The 16,321-nt window shown below is 61.1% G+C and carries 11 protein-coding genes; 4 read left to right on the forward strand and 7 right to left on the reverse strand.

Features of this window, described 5'->3' with window-relative positions:
* Window positions 1-342: 342 nt before the first annotated feature.
* Both HUU46_08335 and glnE read left to right on the forward strand, forming a co-directional pair.
* Window positions 343-1,485 (forward strand): glycerate kinase, encoded by a 1,143-nt coding sequence (locus HUU46_08335; protein ID NUM53636.1) that lies wholly within the window; start codon window positions 343-345, stop codon window positions 1,483-1,485.
* Window positions 1,482-4,472, forward strand: a complete 2,991-nt coding sequence (gene glnE / locus HUU46_08340) for a bifunctional [glutamate--ammonia ligase]-adenylyl-L-tyrosine phosphorylase/[glutamate--ammonia-ligase] adenylyltransferase (GenBank protein ID NUM53637.1) — start codon at window positions 1,482-1,484, stop codon at window positions 4,470-4,472. The genes HUU46_08335 and glnE overlap by 4 nt, the downstream gene beginning before the upstream one ends.
* Here the strand turns inward: glnE and HUU46_08345 are convergent.
* The 4 genes from HUU46_08345 to HUU46_08360 form a co-directional block, all read right to left on the reverse strand.
* On the reverse strand, window positions 4,469-4,816 hold the full coding sequence (locus HUU46_08345) for a (2Fe-2S) ferredoxin domain-containing protein (protein NUM53638.1): 348 nt from the start codon (window positions 4,814-4,816) through the stop codon (window positions 4,469-4,471). The genes glnE and HUU46_08345 overlap by 4 nt on opposite strands.
* Window positions 4,817-4,827: 11 nt before the next feature.
* Window positions 4,828-5,358 carry a DUF1572 family protein gene (locus HUU46_08350; protein ID NUM53639.1) on the reverse strand — a complete coding sequence of 177 codons (531 nt, stop codon included), beginning with the start codon at window positions 5,356-5,358 and terminating at the stop codon, window positions 4,828-4,830.
* Between the two features lie 82 nt (window positions 5,359-5,440).
* Complete coding sequence (locus HUU46_08355; GenBank protein NUM53640.1) at window positions 5,441-6,625, reverse strand: amidohydrolase; 1,185 nt, start codon at window positions 6,623-6,625, stop codon at window positions 5,441-5,443.
* 119 nt (window positions 6,626-6,744) lie between these two features.
* Window positions 6,745-7,254 (reverse strand): CBS domain-containing protein, encoded by a 510-nt coding sequence (locus tag HUU46_08360; GenBank protein ID NUM53641.1) that lies wholly within the window; start codon window positions 7,252-7,254, stop codon window positions 6,745-6,747.
* 242 nt (window positions 7,255-7,496) lie between these two features.
* On the opposite strand from HUU46_08360, the gene HUU46_08365 reads away from it, so the two are divergent.
* A complete protein-coding gene (locus HUU46_08365) occupies window positions 7,497-8,909 on the forward strand; it encodes a sulfatase-like hydrolase/transferase (protein ID NUM53642.1) in 1,413 nt (470 codons plus the stop codon).
* 1,319 nt (window positions 8,910-10,228) lie between these two features.
* Here HUU46_08365 and HUU46_08370 read toward each other — a convergent pair.
* Window positions 10,229-12,580, reverse strand: coding sequence for a hypothetical protein (locus tag HUU46_08370; GenBank protein NUM53643.1), 2,352 nt, complete (start codon window positions 12,578-12,580; stop codon window positions 10,229-10,231).
* Window positions 12,581-12,770: 190 nt separating this feature from the next.
* Between HUU46_08370 and HUU46_08375 the strand changes: the two genes are divergently transcribed.
* Window positions 12,771-13,676 carry a haloalkane dehalogenase gene (locus HUU46_08375; GenBank protein NUM53644.1) on the forward strand — a complete coding sequence of 302 codons (906 nt, stop codon included), beginning with the start codon at window positions 12,771-12,773 and terminating at the stop codon, window positions 13,674-13,676.
* On the opposite strand, the gene HUU46_08380 is transcribed toward HUU46_08375, so the two are convergent.
* Together HUU46_08380 and hslU are read right to left on the reverse strand one after the other, a co-directional pair.
* On the reverse strand, window positions 13,666-14,322 hold the full coding sequence (locus HUU46_08380; GenBank protein ID NUM53645.1) for a laccase domain-containing protein: 657 nt from the start codon (window positions 14,320-14,322) through the stop codon (window positions 13,666-13,668). The two genes, HUU46_08375 and HUU46_08380, sit on opposite strands and share 11 nt — an antisense overlap.
* A 126-nt stretch (window positions 14,323-14,448) precedes the next feature.
* Window positions 14,449-15,837, reverse strand: a complete 1,389-nt coding sequence (hslU, locus tag HUU46_08385) for an ATP-dependent protease ATPase subunit HslU (GenBank protein ID NUM53646.1) — start codon at window positions 15,835-15,837, stop codon at window positions 14,449-14,451.
* Window positions 15,838-16,321: the final 484 nt, after the last annotated feature.

Raw genomic sequence — 16,321 nt, forward strand, 5'->3', positions numbered from 1 at the left:
AATGCTAACCCAAGCGTGTAGATTTTGGGAGGAGGACGGGGTGAAGTCAACTTGCGGAAGGGTTGGGGAGTTGGGAATCGGGTTTTTGGAATGCGGGGGAGGCTCGAGGATGTGTGGGAAGCAAAGCGGAGCTTTTCCTCTTTCATCACGCGAAACGCGTGACTTCGGCGGATTGGTAACGAGAAGAACGAGAAGATCGATTACGATTACGAGCACGATTACGAGCACGAGCACGAGCACGGGAAGGTTTGCGTGGATTGTTTGACGTTTGGGGCATCCCGCGATCGTAGGTGGGGGTACGCGTGCGCTGAGTCGGCTGTTCGGATTTGATATCATCGCGCGATGCGTGTCGTGATAGCTCCCGATTCATTCAAGGAATGCGCTTCGGCCGCGCGCGTGGCGAGCGCGATTGCCGCGGGCGTGCGGCGGGCTTGTCCGGACGCGGAGATTACATGCGTGCCGATGGCCGATGGGGGCGAGGGGACTGTCGATGCGCTGGTGAGTGCGACGAAGGGCACGCTGCAAACGACGCGTGTGACGGGCCCGATGGGCAAAGCGGTTGACGCCGTCTGGGGCATTCTCGGCGATGGGCGCACCGCGGTGATTGAAATGGCCGCGGCCTCTGGGCTGGAGCTCGTCCCGCGCGACAAGCGCGATCCGCGTGTAGCATCCACGCGGGGTACTGGCGAACTGATGCGCGCGGCGCTCGACCGCGGCGTGACGGGAATGATTCTCGGCATCGGGGGCAGCGCGACGAATGACGGGGGCGCGGGCATGGCGCAGGCAATCGGCTATTCGCTGCGCGACGGTCAGGGTAACGAACTCCCGCCAGGCGGTTCCGCGCTGGCGCGGCTGGAGCATATCGACAAAGCGAATGTGCATCCGCGCCTGGCGCAGTGCGAGGTGTTGGTCGCGTGCGACGTGACAAATCCGCTGTGCGGCCCGAATGGCGCGTCGTATGTATACGGCCCGCAGAAGGGCGCGACGCCGGAGATGGTCGAGGAATTGGAGGCGGCATTGCGCCACTACGCCGGCGTCGTCGAATTGCAGGTGCGCGACGGCGTCGCGCGCTATCCCGGCGCCGGCGCCGCGGGGGGGCTGGGCGCGGGGCTGATGGCGTTCGCGGGCGGCCGATTGCAGTCCGGCGTCGAACTTGTCGCCGACGCGGCGCGACTTGACGTAGCGGTATCGAACGCCGATCTCGTCATCACCGGCGAGGGCCGCATAGACGAGCAAACCGCCCAGGGGAAAACGCCGGTGGGCGTGGCGCGCGTGGCGCGGCGGTTCCGCGTTCCGGTTGTCGCCGTTGCGGGGACGATCGGCCGGGGATACCGCGCCGTGTACGAACAGGGCATCCACGCCGTGTTTGGTATATGCAACGGTCCCATGCCGCTTGGCGAAGCGATGCAACGCGCTGAGGAACTGCTGACGGAGACGGGCGAATCGATCGCGAATCTGTGGCTGGCGATGCGGAGGTTTGCGTGAGACCGGAGTTTTCGCGCGTCGCGTTTACGGACCCGGGCGCCGCGGGGCAGACGTTGGACGCATTGATCGGTGAAAATCGCAACCCGCTCGCCGAGAACCTCGCCGCGGCGCTGGAGGAATCGCCCGACGCAAACCTCGCGCTGGTACGGCTCGGACGTTATCTCGATGCGTCGCGCACACCCAAACTCGATCTCGATCTTATGGAAGCCGCGCCCGCGTACGCGCGTCTTGTCGTTATTGTGCTGGGGCAAAGTCATTTCCTAACGGACATCGTATGCCGTAATCCCGAATACATGATGTGGCTCTGGGAAGAAGCGGACCTGGGTCAAACGCGGCAGCGCGCCGACGTCGTCGGCGAGGCGCTAAAGATAGTCTCAACCTTCGATACGTTTGAGACCCGGTGCGAAGCGTTGCGGCGGTTTCGGCGGCGCGAAATCCTGCGCATTGCCGCGCGCGACATTGTGGCACACAGTCATGTAGCAGCGGTCGCCGACGATCTCTCGAACTTTGCCGATGCCGCGTGCGAGGCGGCGATTCGGTGCGCGCAATTGGAACTTGAACCGCGATATGGAAAACCGATGGCGGACGATTCCGATCGCGAGGCTTCATTCGTCGCGCTAGGCATGGGAAAGCTCGGGGCGCGCGAACTCAATTTCAGTTCGGACATCGATCTTGTTTTTCTCTTTGACGAGGACGGCAGGACGCAAGGCGGCGCGTCGCCGCCCATCGCAAACTCCGAGTACTTCCACAAGCTGGGCGAGCGCATGATCAAAGTGCTCGCCGAACAGACGGCGGAAGGCGCCATCTTCCGCGTGGACATGCGGCTGCGTCCGCATGGGCGCATGGGGCCGCTGGTGGTCGACGTGGATAGCGCGATTCGATACTACGAGGGCGTCGGGCATGCGTGGGAACGGCAGGCGTTGATCAAGGCGAGGCCGGTTGCGGGCGATCTCGAGTTAGGGGCGCGCTTCGTCGAGCGCACGCGGCCGTTCGTGTTTCCCAAGTTCTTCGACGACGACACACTCGAGGACATTCGTAACGGCAAGCAGCAGATGGAGGCGCAGATTGCGCAGCGCGGAGAGACGGACATCGAAGTAAAGCTCGGGCGCGGCGGTATCCGCGACATCGAGTTTACGGTACAGATGCTGCAATTGCTGAACGGGGGGCGCATACCGGAGTTGCGCGTCGCGCCGACGCTGCGCGCCATTCGCGCGCTCGGCGAGCACCATCTGCTCAGTCCGTTGGATGCGCAGACCTTATCGAGCAACTACGTGTTTTTGCGTCACGTGGAACACCGCCTCCAGATCGAAGGCAGCCAGCAGCGCCATCGCCTGCCTTCCGATCCGGTGGAGCGCGACGCATTTGCGCGGCGGCTGGGCTACGCGAACGGCGCGTCGTTCATGAACGACTATTCGGACCGCGCAAACGCCACGCGGGAGATTCTCGATCTATTTCTGGCGACGGAAGGCGGCGGCAATCTGTGGGTGACGGACCTGCTGAATCCGCATTCGGACGGCGCCGCGGGCAAAGACGGCATGCGCGCGCTCGGTTTCGGCGATGTCGAGGCCGCGCGCCGAGAATTGCTTTCGCTGTACACGGGCCGCCGCGAGCGGCCGCACACGTTGCACGTGCGGCAACGGTTCCTGAACGTCGCGCCGATGCTGATTCAGGCATTGTCACGCGCAAACGATCCCGATGCGACACTGCTGCGGCTTGCGCAGATATTCTCGGGACTGCGCGCGCCGGGCGTGATCTACGACATGCTTGCGTTCAACCCGGAATTGACGGGGCAAATGGTCAGATTGATCGAGGACAGCCCCTATCTTTCGGAGCTGTTGGTGCGCGATCCGGGCCTGTTCGATACGGTTGGCCGCAGAAGCGCGTTGGAGCGTTTCGTTTCGCGCGACGAGCTGGAGGCTGAACTAGCGAGTTTGCGCCGAGCGGTGGACGGCGATGCCGCGCCGTACCGTTTGCACAGCGGCGAAACGCTTCGCATCGGCATGCGCGATTTGGTGCTCGGCGTGGACGTGATAGAAATCAGCCGGGAGTTGACGCAACTTGCGGAGGTGTGCCTTGGTTTCGCGATCGACGGAGCACGCGAATCGGCCGCGAACAAGTTTGGCGAATGCAGCGCGGGTTTCGCCGTGCTTGCATTGGGCAAGTTTGCGGGCCGCGAATTGGGATACGGCAGCGATCTCGATTTGGTCTTCGTATATGAGTCCGGTGTGGCCATCGCGTGCGGCGCTTCGCCGATCGAATACTTTACGGCAGTGGCGTCGCACATCATCCGCACGCTGAAAGAACCGACCAAGTATGGGCACTTGTATGACGTTGACGCGCGGCTGCGGCCGGACGGGGGCAAAGGCAGCCTCGTTGTGAGCGACGCGCGCCTGCGCGAGTACTACCGGAACGACGCGCAAGCATGGGAGCGGCTGGCGCTCGTGAAGGTTCGTGCGGTCGGGGGCGATGCGGAGTTTGCGGCGCGCATCGAAGCGGAGACCAAGGCGCTCGCGTATGCGCTTCCGGTAACGCGGGAGAATTTGGACCAGATTGAAGACATTCGTACGAGGCTGGCCGCGTCGTCGTCGCCGTTGAGTTTGAAAAAGAGCGACGGCGGTATGGCCGAATTGGAATTCGGCATTCGCTTGCTGCAATTAGAGCACGCCCCGACGCATCCCGAGGTGGCGCGGCGCGACGTGTCGAACGCGCTCGAGGCGCTATCGCACGCGCGCGCGATCGATGCGGGGGACGCGGCTTATCTACGCGATACCTATCTGCTGTTTCGGCGCATCGAGAACCGTCTGCGCGTCCAACACGGACGCTCGACGAGCATTCTTCCGGGAAACGCAGACGAACGAAATCGGCTGGGAAAACGGTTGGGAATCAGCGGTGATTTGCTTTCGGCTGTGAACGAGCGCCGTGCCGCGGTGCATCGCTTCTACACATCCGTGCTCAAGCGGTTGCGAGCGCGCGGCGCGACCGCCTAGGGCGTCTCCGGCCGCGCCGACGGTGCGATCGACTCGATTGGCCTGCCGGATTCGAGCGAACGGACGACTGCATCGAGGATGGGCTCGATGTCCTCCTCCTCCACGCCGGACAGCCAAATGTTGTCGGGGAAGATCATGATGTTAGGCCCATCCTCGCACTTGTCCATGCAACCGGATGCGCTCACGCGCACGGCGGGTTTTAGTCCGCGCGCCTTGACCCTTTCCTTCAGCGCGTCGCGCAAATCGCATCCGCCGCCGTACGCGCAACTGATGCGTTCGCCCGGATCGCGGCGGTTGGTGCAAACAAAGATGATCTTTTCGTACGGAAGTTCGTTGGTTAGCATGGCGTGTAGTCTCAGTCGCGTTTGGACGGTATATAGTCCTTCGATTGCCCTCGCGCGATGGAGAGGGTCTGCCATGTGTCGCCCTTTCGCATGCGGGCGAGATAGACGATTTGGCCGACGTGGTACGGGACGTGCGCGAGTTGGCGGTTGATGGCGTCGAGGGCATTGAGCTTTTCGCCGCGGATGACGATATCGCGCATAAGATCGCCGGGCGTAAGCGATTCTATTGCGCCGATCAGGCACGCCCAGCCTTGTTCCCACTTCTGGAGCAGCGACTGCTTATCTCCCGTATCGGGTTCGACAAATTCGCCGTCACGATCGCGCCACGGTTTGTCGCCGTCGCTTGTGAGGAAATCGGTCCAGCGCGACATCATATTGCCGTGGAGATGCTGGACGATGACGGCGATGCTGTTCGATTCGGGGCCGGGAGTCCAAATGATGTCCTCGTCGGAGAGCTGCGCGAGGGCCTTGTCGCCGAGCGATTTCGCGTTGCGAAAGCGAAAGAGTACGGAATCGAGGTAGGTTGTGGCGATGTCAGTCATTTTGAATCAACCTATAGGAGCAATGGCGCGTATTGTCCGGGATGTGGTCGGCACGCCAATTTCGCTGCAGTTGCACGGGGCGCTATTTCGCAGCGAGGAAGCGCAAGGCCAGGTTCGACATCAGCCGCATGGCTACCGGAATCGGCCCATCGCCGAAATTGTATTTAGGGCTGTGCAACGGCGGATATGGCGCGTCGTTGCGCGGATTCACGCCGACGCACACGAACGCGCCGGGCGTTTTCTGAAGGTAATACGCGAAGTCTTCCGCGCCCATGTATGGCGCATCAAATTGCGTCACGCTCTCGCCGCCAAACAGATCGCGGCCCGTTTCAATGACGAACTGCGTCATCGCGGGATCGTTGTACAAGGGCGGATAGCGGTTCTCCGAGAAGTGCACGTCGACGCGCGCGCGCATCGACGCCGCGGTGTGTTCGGCGATGCGGCGGATCGATTCCTCGATGCGCAGGTGCTGCGCGTCGTTCAGGCTGCGGTATGTGCCTTCCAGCACGGCGCTCTCGGGAATGATGTTCGTCGCGGAGCCCGCGTGGAACTTTGCTACGCTCACAACGCCGGCGTCCCACGGGTTTGTTTCGCGGCTGACAATGGTCTGGAACGCCGTCGTGATGTGCGCGCCGACAGAAATGGGATCGATGCCCGCCGCGGGGTCCGCCGCGTGGCACCCTTTTCCATGGACCACGAGCCTGAAGACGCCGGCGCCCGCGAGCATGGGCCCGGAACGTATGCCGATGTGTCCCACGGGCAGCGTCGGCCACCCGTGCAAGGCAAACGCGGCGTCAACGCCGTCGAGCACGCCCTCTTCGACAATCAATCGCCCGCCCGCCGCTTCTTCTTCGCCCGGCTGGAACACGAACTTCACTGTACCCTTGATGCGGTCGCGGTGCGTTGCCAGCGTCTTCACGACGCCGCACATGCATGCGCTGTGGCCGTCGTGCCCGCAGGCGTGCATACGATTCGTTATCTTCGACGCGTAGGGAAGGCCGGTATCCTCCTGAATTTCGAGCGCGTCCATGTCCGCGCGGAGCAGGACCGTCTTGCCGGGCGAAGCGCCTTCGAGCGTTGCGACGATCCCGGTGCCTTTTGCGTAGCCGCGCTTGTAGGGGACGCCGGTCGTATCGAGGAATTTGGCGATGCGATCGGAGGTCCACTTTTCCTCGAATCGAATCTCGGGATGTTCATGCAATTCGTGCCGCAGCGAGGCGATTTCGGGCACGAGAGAATCGATGGTTTGCGAAAGATCGGCGTTCATGACGTGACTGCCTTGCAGAGATTTCGCGCCGCCCGCATACGAACTCCGCACCGCAGGGGGCGCCTCTCGGCAGACTAGCCGATTAACGGGTCAACTGCAACCTCGGCGGATTGCACAGTCTAGCTGTGAAGCCGATCCCGCATCACCGCGGCAAAGTGCTTGGGGTCGAACCGCCCCACGAGGCGCTGCCGTTCCTCGATAGAATTGGGGTTGGACTGCATTTTCAGCTTCTCGTCCTCGCGCGCACGGTCGCGCGCAAAGTCGCGCTGCAATTGCTGAATGCCGCGCAGCATGTCCTGACGGCTGATGCGCCCGACCGGCTTTCCATTTTCAAGCACGGGCAAGACCGCGAAGTTGGTGTCCAGGAACTGCTTGGCGACGGTAAACAGGTCCATATCCGTTGTGACGACGGCCTTGGGCTCGGACATATAGTCACGCACGCACCCGGATGCAAGACCTTGATAGGCGGCGTTCGAGATGACGCGCAGGCAGTCCTTTTCCGTCAGGATTCCAAGGAGGTTGCCGTCGCTGTCGAGCACCGGGGCGCCTGCTGCGCGCTTGTTTTCGAGCACGTCGATGGCTTCGTAGATTTCCATGTCCGGCCGCAGCGTCGCAAACCAGGTCGACATGCAATCTCGTGCAGTGGGAATCTTGTGCATGGCCCGTCACTCCCGTTCGGTTGCCCAGCCCGTACGTCGCGCCCAGTCACGCTTCACTTCCCACCTAGAGTGTACCACTCGGAGCCGGATCGTTAAAGGAAAATTTTCACGAAATATGCGCAAATCGCGACATTTTGCACGAATGTCTCGGTTTGAATACGTGGGCATATCCGGACTAAAACATCACGATCGAACTTGCGGGGGCTTAATTTATGCCGAACAAGAATCTTTCTCGGCGAGAAGTGCTTCGTGCGCTAACCGGCGCTGCCGCTGCGGCAGGCGCGTCCTGCGCCACTACGGGCGGGCGCGCATCGCGGCGGCCCAATTTCGTCGTCGTCTTCTCCGATGACCACACATACCGCGCGGTGGGCTACAACAATCCCTCGGTAAAGACGCCGAACATGGATCGCATCGCGCGCGGCGGGGCAATTATCGATCAGTGCTATGTTGCGTCCCCAATCTGTGTGGCGAGCCGGGCGAGCATCATGAGCGGACTTTTCCCCCAGCAGCATGGGGCCGTTGGGCTGGACGCAACCGGGTTCCAGAAGTGTGTCGTCGAGGAGAAGCGGTACAAGACGTTTGCGCAGGTCCTGGCCGATTCGGGATATGCGACCGCGTTTTGCGGCAAGTCGCATCTCGGGGACCCGAAGGCATATGGATTCACCGAGGGCAAGGAGAACAACGACGTATACGACGTCGAGAGTTTCGATTTTGCGAAAGAGTTTCTGGCGTCACGCACCGGTCGTGACGAACCATACCTATTGTGGGTCGCGCCGCACCAGCCGCACGTTCCGCTGCTGCCGGCACAGGAATGGCTGGACTTGTATGACGTAAACAACTTGCACGTCGATCCAAACTTCCGCGAGTCGCCGCCCGCGGAAAGCATCTACAACCAAGGTGTGCCTGGAGAACGGTATTACCGCGACACGGCATTCACAAAGAACTACAAGAGCCTTTCGTCTGGACCGCCGCGGACGAAAGAGCAGGTCCGCGATTTCATGCACGCCTACTACGCGACGATCTCGCACCTCGACGAGCAAATCGGCGAGTTGTTCGATTTCGTGCAGAAATCGGACGAGTCCTGGCGGACGACATTTATCTATCTCGCGGACAATGGTTACCACCTTGGCAACCACGGTCTCGGCAACAAGATCACGATGCACGAGGAGTCTGTGCGCGTGCCGATGTTCGCGCACGGGTATGGGGTGCGGAGGCCCGGCACGCGGATTCGGTCGCTTGTTTCCAGCCTGGACATTTACCCGACCTTGCTGGACTTTGCGGGCATCAACCTGCCGGAGCACCTGATGGGCGCGTCGTTGCGGCAAGCGCTGAAGTATCCGGAGCGATCGAACTGCCGCTATGTCGCCAGCGAGTGCGTGGGTGTGGGCGGCAAAGCCGGGCAGGGACATCGTATGGTGCGGTCGGGCGATTTGAAATACGTGATGACCGATTCGAACGAAGAAGCGCTGTTCGATGAAGCAACCGATCCCTACGAGCTGAGCAATATCGTCGCCGATCCGCGATATGCGTCGGACCTTTCGACGCTTTGCGAACACATGCGCACCTGGATGGAACGTGTCGGCGACACGCACGCGCCACCACCAAGGCAACGGGCAGGATTCTAGAAATCTTGGACTTTGGACTTGGCCCGCAATGGCGATGGCTTGCCGCATATCCATAAAGGTGTCTTTCGCGAGCATGATTGGATAAAGGACGAAAAGGACAGAAACGGCCAAGAAGGCGAGCGAAGGCAGTCCTGCGGTTTTTTGGCGGTATTCATCGCGCTCCATGCGCACCCGGCGAAACCGACGCACGAACTTCGTAATGCCGGGCCGGGTTCGGCCACGGGCGAGCGACGGCGGATCCAATCGAGAAACGAATCAGAGTTCCAAGGTTGCTTTGGTTAGAGCAAGTCAAGAAATAGCGTAGCTTCAGGCGCGGGCATTGCAGGGTGACAAAGGCAAATACTCGATTCCGATTCGCCGCGGCGAACGAGTCGTCATGTACTGAGTTCCCCCTGAGATTATGAAAACTTGAGCGGTGCGCTTTCAGCGCGCGGTGATAGGGGCGTGGACATTTTCCAGGGGCGATGCCCCTGGCCAGGGTTGCGTTGCGCCGTTGGCGCGCGGGACGAATTGCGCATTCTCGCAATAGCAATAGATAGATCAATTCCGGCAGCCACGTAATTGCTGGATTTGCCGTAGCTTCGCCATTCAACACATTTCGCCGTCGCTGCCCGTGTAACGCCTTCTCCCTGGGGCTGTACTGTGTGCGTCGGTTGGGTGTCCGTGATTTGGCTTACCGCCGTGGGCGGGGCGTGTGGAACATCTGTGCCGGAGGACCATGCGTTTGTGCCCGCCCATGGCGTTTTACCGCCGCAACGCGCTTCGCGCTGCGCTGCCGGGACCGCGTAACACCGGCCCGGACAGTGGCCTGGACTGGAAGGGACGCGCCGCGAGCGTGCGGAAGACCTAGCTGACTCCGGGATCGACGGCCATAGGCCGTTGCTCGACAGGCGGGCAAACGCCGATAGGCGTGGGCCGCCCAGCAGTGAGGCGCTAGAGCGGGGAGCGGGCGCGTGTAAACCCCGTGCGCGCGCCCGCCTCCATACATATTTCGTTGGGAAGCGAATGTGGGAAGAGGGCGCGCCAGACACGAGACGTTAATGGGAAGTTAGCGTGGAAAAAATGTGAGTGAAGCCCGATCGGGGCAGACAGGCACATCGCCGCAAGGGAATAACAGGTCCAGGCCCCCTGCCCTTGTGGTCTGTCCCGATCGGACTTCACTCCATCTACACTACCAAGCGCCAGGCACGCATTTCACCCTCGCGCGTTCGTCGTCGTATTCGACACGTCGAAAGCCGATATATCGATCCACGAGTACGATGACGCGCAAGAGCGCCAAAACCCAATTCGAGGGGTTCGGTTCACCCTTCAGGTGTGTATCACTCCTTGATAAACCCGTGATACAAGCCCATGTAGTACGGCATCAAGAACACCGCGCCATCCGCCAGTTGGCTACCGTCGCCCCCATAGTTCAGCGACCACGGGTTCGTGTTCCAGTGACCGAAATGCCGCTCATCAACCGGCAGCACTTTGCCGTTCACACGGTAGCCCTGCGCCTGGCGCATGACGTCCGCCGCGGGCTCGACGGGGTCGCCGCGTTGCACACGAGGCAGCGGAATGATGTCGAGCCGGTGTCCATTTTTGTGTTCCCAGTTGAACCGGTCCAGCGGAAACCGCTTTAGCGTGTCCACGGCGTCTTCGAGCCAGCCATCCCACGGATCGATTCTCCACTCGTTGTACGCGTTCGTAAACGTCGCGCCCTGGCCGACGGCGGCATAGGCGAAGTTGAAAAAAGGATTCATCTCCGGCCATTCGGTCGCCATGTAGCGGTAGAACGCGTAGGTCATGCGCTTCTTGAGATCGTCGTCTTTTGTGTACTTGACGATGTTGTAGTAACACATGATGGCCATTTCGTCGTCGGAATGGTTGCCACTGCCGAAGCCGTGCTGCAGCTTGGCGACGATCGCGTTTGTATCGTAACTATGCTCGTTGCGCAGCGTGTCGATGGCCTTTGTGTACGCGGCATCTCCGGTCATGTGTTCCGCGACCGTGAGATACGAGAGCATGCTGAGCGAGTTCAAGCCGCGCTCGACGGACCAGAGCGGGTTCCGGTTGACCTGCTTCGGACTGTACACCGCCCAGCGCGTTGGGGTCCCGTCATGATCGACAAGGCAGAAGTCGTTGCGTACCAAATGGTCCGTAATGTCTTTGACGACCCTGCGCACGCGTTCCTTTTCTTCGTCTGTATCGGCGACTAGATCGTAGTACGCCGCGTAGAAAAAGTAGTGGCCGTCGAGTTCGTCGGAACTTGTATCGGTCTTGTACCAAAACTTCTTGTCCTTGGTGAGCGGCCATCGCGGCACGTAGGCCTTCCACAGCGTGTCGTCCTCTTGTTCCTTCTGTTGGCCTGCGAGCGTGTAGTTTGGCCGCTGATTGGGATCGGGCTCGGTTGTTGGCATTACCGTGCGCGCGACGAACCCCGGCTGCTGCTTCACTTCGCCATCGACCGGCGCAACGCTGAGGAACCGCAGCGCCTCGAACGCCTGTTTCGCGCGCGCTTTGGCTTTCGGGTCCTTCGTAGCGGCGTACGCGAAGCATTCGCCCGCGCCATACATGCCGGTCCAGAGGCCGTCGTTGTCGCTGTCGGTATTCTTGTGCGCGGACTTGTCGCCGGGCTTCTCGACCGAACACCCGAGCACGTACTGGTATTCGGTGCGGCGGTGGTACTTGTCAATTTCGTCCTCGTACCACTTGGCTTTTTCGGCGAGCGTCATGGGGCGACGTTCGATGAGACCCACGCCCTCCGGAGAAGCGAGCCACGCGCTTCCCTTGGCATCTACGGCTACCGCACGAATCGTGTCGCTGGGCGCCCAGCGGCGGCCCTGACGATAGTTCCACGTGCCGTTCTCGAAGCGAATCGCGCCCATCGTCGTGGCAAACCATACCTCGCCCGCGGGCCCGCAGGCGATACCGGTGAAGTCGTTGAACGGAAGGCCATCTTTGCCTTCGTACAACGTCCACGCGCCGTCATAGCAGGCAGCGCCCTGCGTGCTGGCAAACCACAATTTGCCCGCCGCGTCGAATGCGGCGCCCCTCACGTTCCGCGGCGCCCAACTACGGCCATCGCTTGCGCTTGGATAGAGCGGATTCCACTTGCCGCTCGCAGGGTCCTTTTCGAAGAGGCCCGCATCGCCCCCGGCCACTACCGTCGAGTCCGTGCCGCCTGCGACGCAATAGAACGCTTTCGCGCTTCCGGCCATCCCGTCGAGTTCGTCCTCCGAATACACGTTTCCGCGGCCCACCCATTTCACGCCGCTCGTTGTCGCGAGGTAGATCGCGGTTCCGACGGTGGACATGGCGTTGATGTTTACAGCCGGGAAGGACGCAAGCGTTTCCGGATTCGCACCGGGGGCCAGGAATGAGATTGTCTCGCCCGATGCCACAGCAACTCCGTCTTTGTACGCAGCTACCGCGGATACTGCCTCGTTTGTCAGCGGTTTCCATGCGCTGCCGTCGTATTCGGCGAGGCCCTTGTCCGTTCCGGCAAAGACATGGCCGTTTGTGGCGACGGCGAGCGCGGAAATGTTGTTCGACGGGAGACCATCGTTGCCGGTGTACGTCGCCGCAACGTCCTGTTGATAGGCGCCGACTGTTACGCCCGGCGCCTGCGCCCACGAAAACGCGCCGGCGAAGACGAACAGCGCCCAGCCAAATACAACACAACCTCTCACTTTATTCTCCTTCGTCATCGGTTTACATGCGCCGCGCCGCGTTGCCGCGATCGGGCAAGCGGCCCTTCGCGGGTTATAGCATTTCGCCTGGAGACATGCCACTTGTCCGCCCCCGAATGCATCGAGTTGCACTGCACAACGCGCCGTCGGATACTGAGGGTAGTGGAGCGGTTCGAGAAGGGGGAAAACGATGGAATTCCTACGCACGCCGGACGAACGGTTTGTCAATCTGCCGGGACATCCGTTTCAACCGCACTATGCCCGGTACGGCAGGATGCGAATGCACTACGTCGATGAAGGCCCCCCGAACGCGGACACGGTGCTGATGCTTCACGGCGAGCCGACGTGGTCCTTCCTGTACCGCAAGATGATTCCGATTGTGGCAGGAGTAGGGCACCGCGTCATCGCGCCGGACTTGTTCGGCTTCGGCCGATCGGACAAACCAATGGCGCGGGAGGTGTACACGTACCTCTTCCACGTCGAGTCGGTCACGCACCTGATTCAGACGCTCAATTTAACCAGCATTACGCTGGTGTGCCAGGACTGGGGCGGGTTGATCGGATTGCGCGTGGCGGCGGAACACCCTGATCGTTTCGCTCGTATCGTCGCGGCAAACACGTTCCTGCCCACGGGCGACCAGAAGTTGCCGGACGCGTTCTTCCAGTGGCGCGAATTCTCGCAGACGGTGCCGGTGTTCGACGTGGGGCGAATCATCACAATGGGGTGCGCGCAGGGTGTCGCGGACGAAATCGTCGCGGCGTACGACGCGCCGTTTCCTGACGAATCGTACAAGGCGGGGGCGCGCGCGTTTCCCACGTTGGTGCCGGCTTCGCCGGACGATCCCGCGGCGGCCGCCAATCGGCGGGCGTGGGACGTTCTGAAATCGTGGGAGAAACCGTTCCTGACGGCGTTCAGCGATGGCGATCCCATTACGGCGGGCGGTGACACGGCGTTCCAGAAGTTGGTCCCCGGGTGCGCGGGCCAATCGCACACGACGATTACCGGAGCAGGGCATTTCCTTCAGGAAGACAAGGGCGAGGAACTCGCGAAGGCGGTCGTGGATTTTATCGCCGCGACACCGCCCCCTACAACATAAACAGCGCGAGGTTACGCGCGCCATTGTTGTGCGCGCGGTGCGAGTGAAACCGCCCGCTGGTAATGGTGCAAATACCGGTGATCTCGATTTGCGCGCGGGGAACGCCGCAGGATTCGAGTTGACGCGCGTTCGCTTCCCACAAGTCGATGCAGCGCCCACGAACGGGGAGACCGAGGTTCGCGAATTCCGCCGCCATTTCGTGCGACACCTCGTAGGCTTCCGGTCCTGCGGACGGGCCAATGACGGCATGAATGTCCGCTGGAATCGTACCGTATTCGGTTCGTAACGCATCGACGGCGTTGGCCACAATCCGGTGTTGCGTGCCTACGCGCCCGGCGTGGACCAACCCGATCGCGCGCTTCGTGGCATCGAACAGGAATACCGGCACGCAATCCGCGATGCTGATCACGAGCGGCAGGGCGGCGATGTTGGTTATGAGCGCGTCGGTCTCCGGGAACGGGTCGAGCGTGCTCGTTGCGCCGCGTCCACGATCGGATTCGCGGACCACGGCGACGGTGGCGCCATGTACCTGCTTGCCCGCAGTTATATGCCCCGGGACAATCCCGCATGCGCGGAAGAACTCATGACGCGAATTCGCGCCTTCGTCGCCGTTTAGGCGGCAGTCGCCATCCAATAGATCGGACATTGCGGCAACGCGCGCGCCGTTTCGCTCCAGTGACTCGAACCTAATCAACGTTTGCGTGCCTTTTGACGTGGGCTACCCGGAACTCGGTAAGCGAAACTCTCTTAACATAAGCGGCGAGCCGCATGGTTACAGAATGTACTTGCTCAAGTCGCGGCTCTCTATAATCTTCTGGAGGCGTTGCTCCACCTCATGCGCGTCGAGCGTGACGGTCTTGCCCTTGGTTTCGGGCGCGTCGAAGGAGATGTCTTCGAGCAGAAACTCCATAACCGTGTGCAGACGCCGGGCGCCGATGTTCTCGGTCTGTTCGTTGACCTGCTGCGCAATGCGCGCCATTGAGTTCACGGCGGCATCTGTGAATTCGACTGTGACGCCCTCTGTCGCAAGCATGGCTTCGTATTGCTTGATGAGCGAATTTTTTGGTTCGCGCAGGATGCGCACGAAGTCCTCCGCCTGCAGGCTCTGTAACTCAACACGGATTGGAAAGCGGCCCTGCAACTCGGGAATCAAGTCCGAGACTTTCGTCATGTGGAAGGCGCCCGCGGCGATGAACAGGACATGATCCGTCTTCACCGGCCCGTACTTCGTGATAACGGTGCTGCCTTCGACGATCGGCAGAATGTCACGCTGTACACCCTCTCGTGACACATCGGGCCCGGCGCCCTTAGAGCCACGCCCGGCAATCTTGTCGATCTCGTCGAGGAAGACAATGCCGGAATTCTCCGTGCGCTGTACGGCACGCTTCACGACGACGTCCATGTCGATCAGGTTTTCGATTTCTTCCGCTTCGATGATACGGCGCGCCTCGGCGACGGTGGTTTTGCGGCGCTTGGTTTTTTGCGGCATCAGGCGGCCGAACATCTCCTGGACGTTGAGGCCCATCTCTTCGAGGCCGGTGTTTGAAAAGACCTGCATCATCGAGGTCTTGCCGGTTTCGCGCACGTCAAGTTCGATTTCGCGATCGTCGAGCTCGCCCGCGCGCATTTTATTCAGCAGGAATTCGCGCGTGCGCGCCTCGCCGTCGTCGGTGGGGTGCGCCGGGGCAGGGGCCTCGTCGCCGGCGTTGGGATCGGACGGACGGAACACGTATTGTGGCCGTTCTTTCGGCGGCAAGAGCAAATCGAGCAGACGACGTTCCGCAGCGGCCTTCGCCGCGGTCTCGACCTCCCGGGTCAATTCCTCGCGCACCATGCCGACGGCGACCTCGGTGAGTTCGCGTATCATCGATTCACAATCGCGGCCGACGTAGCCGACCTCCGTAAACTTCGACGCCTCGACCTTGATAAACGGCGCATCAGCAAGTTTCGACAACCGCCGCGCGATCTCTGTCTTGCCCACGCCCGTAGGCCCGATCATGATGATGTTCTTCGGCGTGACTTCGTCGCGCATCGCGTCGGAGAGTTGTTGGCGGCGCCACCGGTTGCGCAATGCAATCGCGACCTTCCGCTTCGCCTCGTGCTGGCCGATGATGTATTTGTCGAGTTCTTCGACGATTTGCCGTGGGGTAAGTACGCTCATGAAAACTCCACTTCTAACCCGGATTCTTCACGCGAACGGCAACGACGTGTGCTATACGTTGCGACACATGAAGTTCCATAGGTTCACGACTATACAGGCTGTTCGCGTGAAAAATCCTCTCGCCACGCGCTCAAGGGCTTACTCGAGAGCATTTCTCACCGCACCGAAGGATTTTACGTCCACTGCAGCGTCTCTCGGACGGCCACACCGCGTGCTCGTGCTCGTGAGTCGTCATCGTACTCGATCGTTTCGAGTTTCGAGTGCGAGTACGATGAGGACTCACGAGCAGGAACACGTAAAAGACTGTGCGCTCAAGGGCTTACTCGTGAGCATTTCTCACCGCACCGAAGGATTTTACGTCCACTGCAGCGTCTCTCGGAAGGCCACACCGCGTGCTCGTGCTCATGCTCGTCATCGTACTCGATCGTTTCGAGTTTCGAGTGCGAGTACGATGACGACTCACGAGCAGGAGCACGTAAAAGAC

The organism is Candidatus Hydrogenedentota bacterium (genome assembly GCA_013359265.1).
Taxonomy (GTDB): Bacteria; Hydrogenedentota; Hydrogenedentia; order Hydrogenedentales; family SLHB01; genus JABWCD01.

Coding starts and splice junctions, on each gene's coding strand:
- HUU46_08380 (NUM53645.1), bottom strand. CDS start 14,322: ATGTCCGATCTATTGGATGGCGACTGCCGCCTAAACGGCGACGAAGGC.
- HUU46_08350 (NUM53639.1), bottom strand. CDS start 5,358: ATGACTGACATCGCCACAACCTACCTCGATTCCGTACTCTTTCGCTTT.
- HUU46_08335 (NUM53636.1), top strand. CDS start 343: ATGCGTGTCGTGATAGCTCCCGATTCATTCAAGGAATGCGCTTCGGCC.
- HUU46_08375 (NUM53644.1), top strand. CDS start 12,771: ATGGAATTCCTACGCACGCCGGACGAACGGTTTGTCAATCTGCCGGGA.
- HUU46_08345 (NUM53638.1), bottom strand. CDS start 4,816: ATGCTAACCAACGAACTTCCGTACGAAAAGATCATCTTTGTTTGCACC.
- hslU (NUM53646.1), bottom strand. CDS start 15,837: ATGAGCGTACTTACCCCACGGCAAATCGTCGAAGAACTCGACAAATAC.
- HUU46_08360 (NUM53641.1), bottom strand. CDS start 7,254: ATGTCGACCTGGTTTGCGACGCTGCGGCCGGACATGGAAATCTACGAA.
- HUU46_08365 (NUM53642.1), top strand. CDS start 7,497: ATGCCGAACAAGAATCTTTCTCGGCGAGAAGTGCTTCGTGCGCTAACC.
- HUU46_08355 (NUM53640.1), bottom strand. CDS start 6,625: ATGAACGCCGATCTTTCGCAAACCATCGATTCTCTCGTGCCCGAAATC.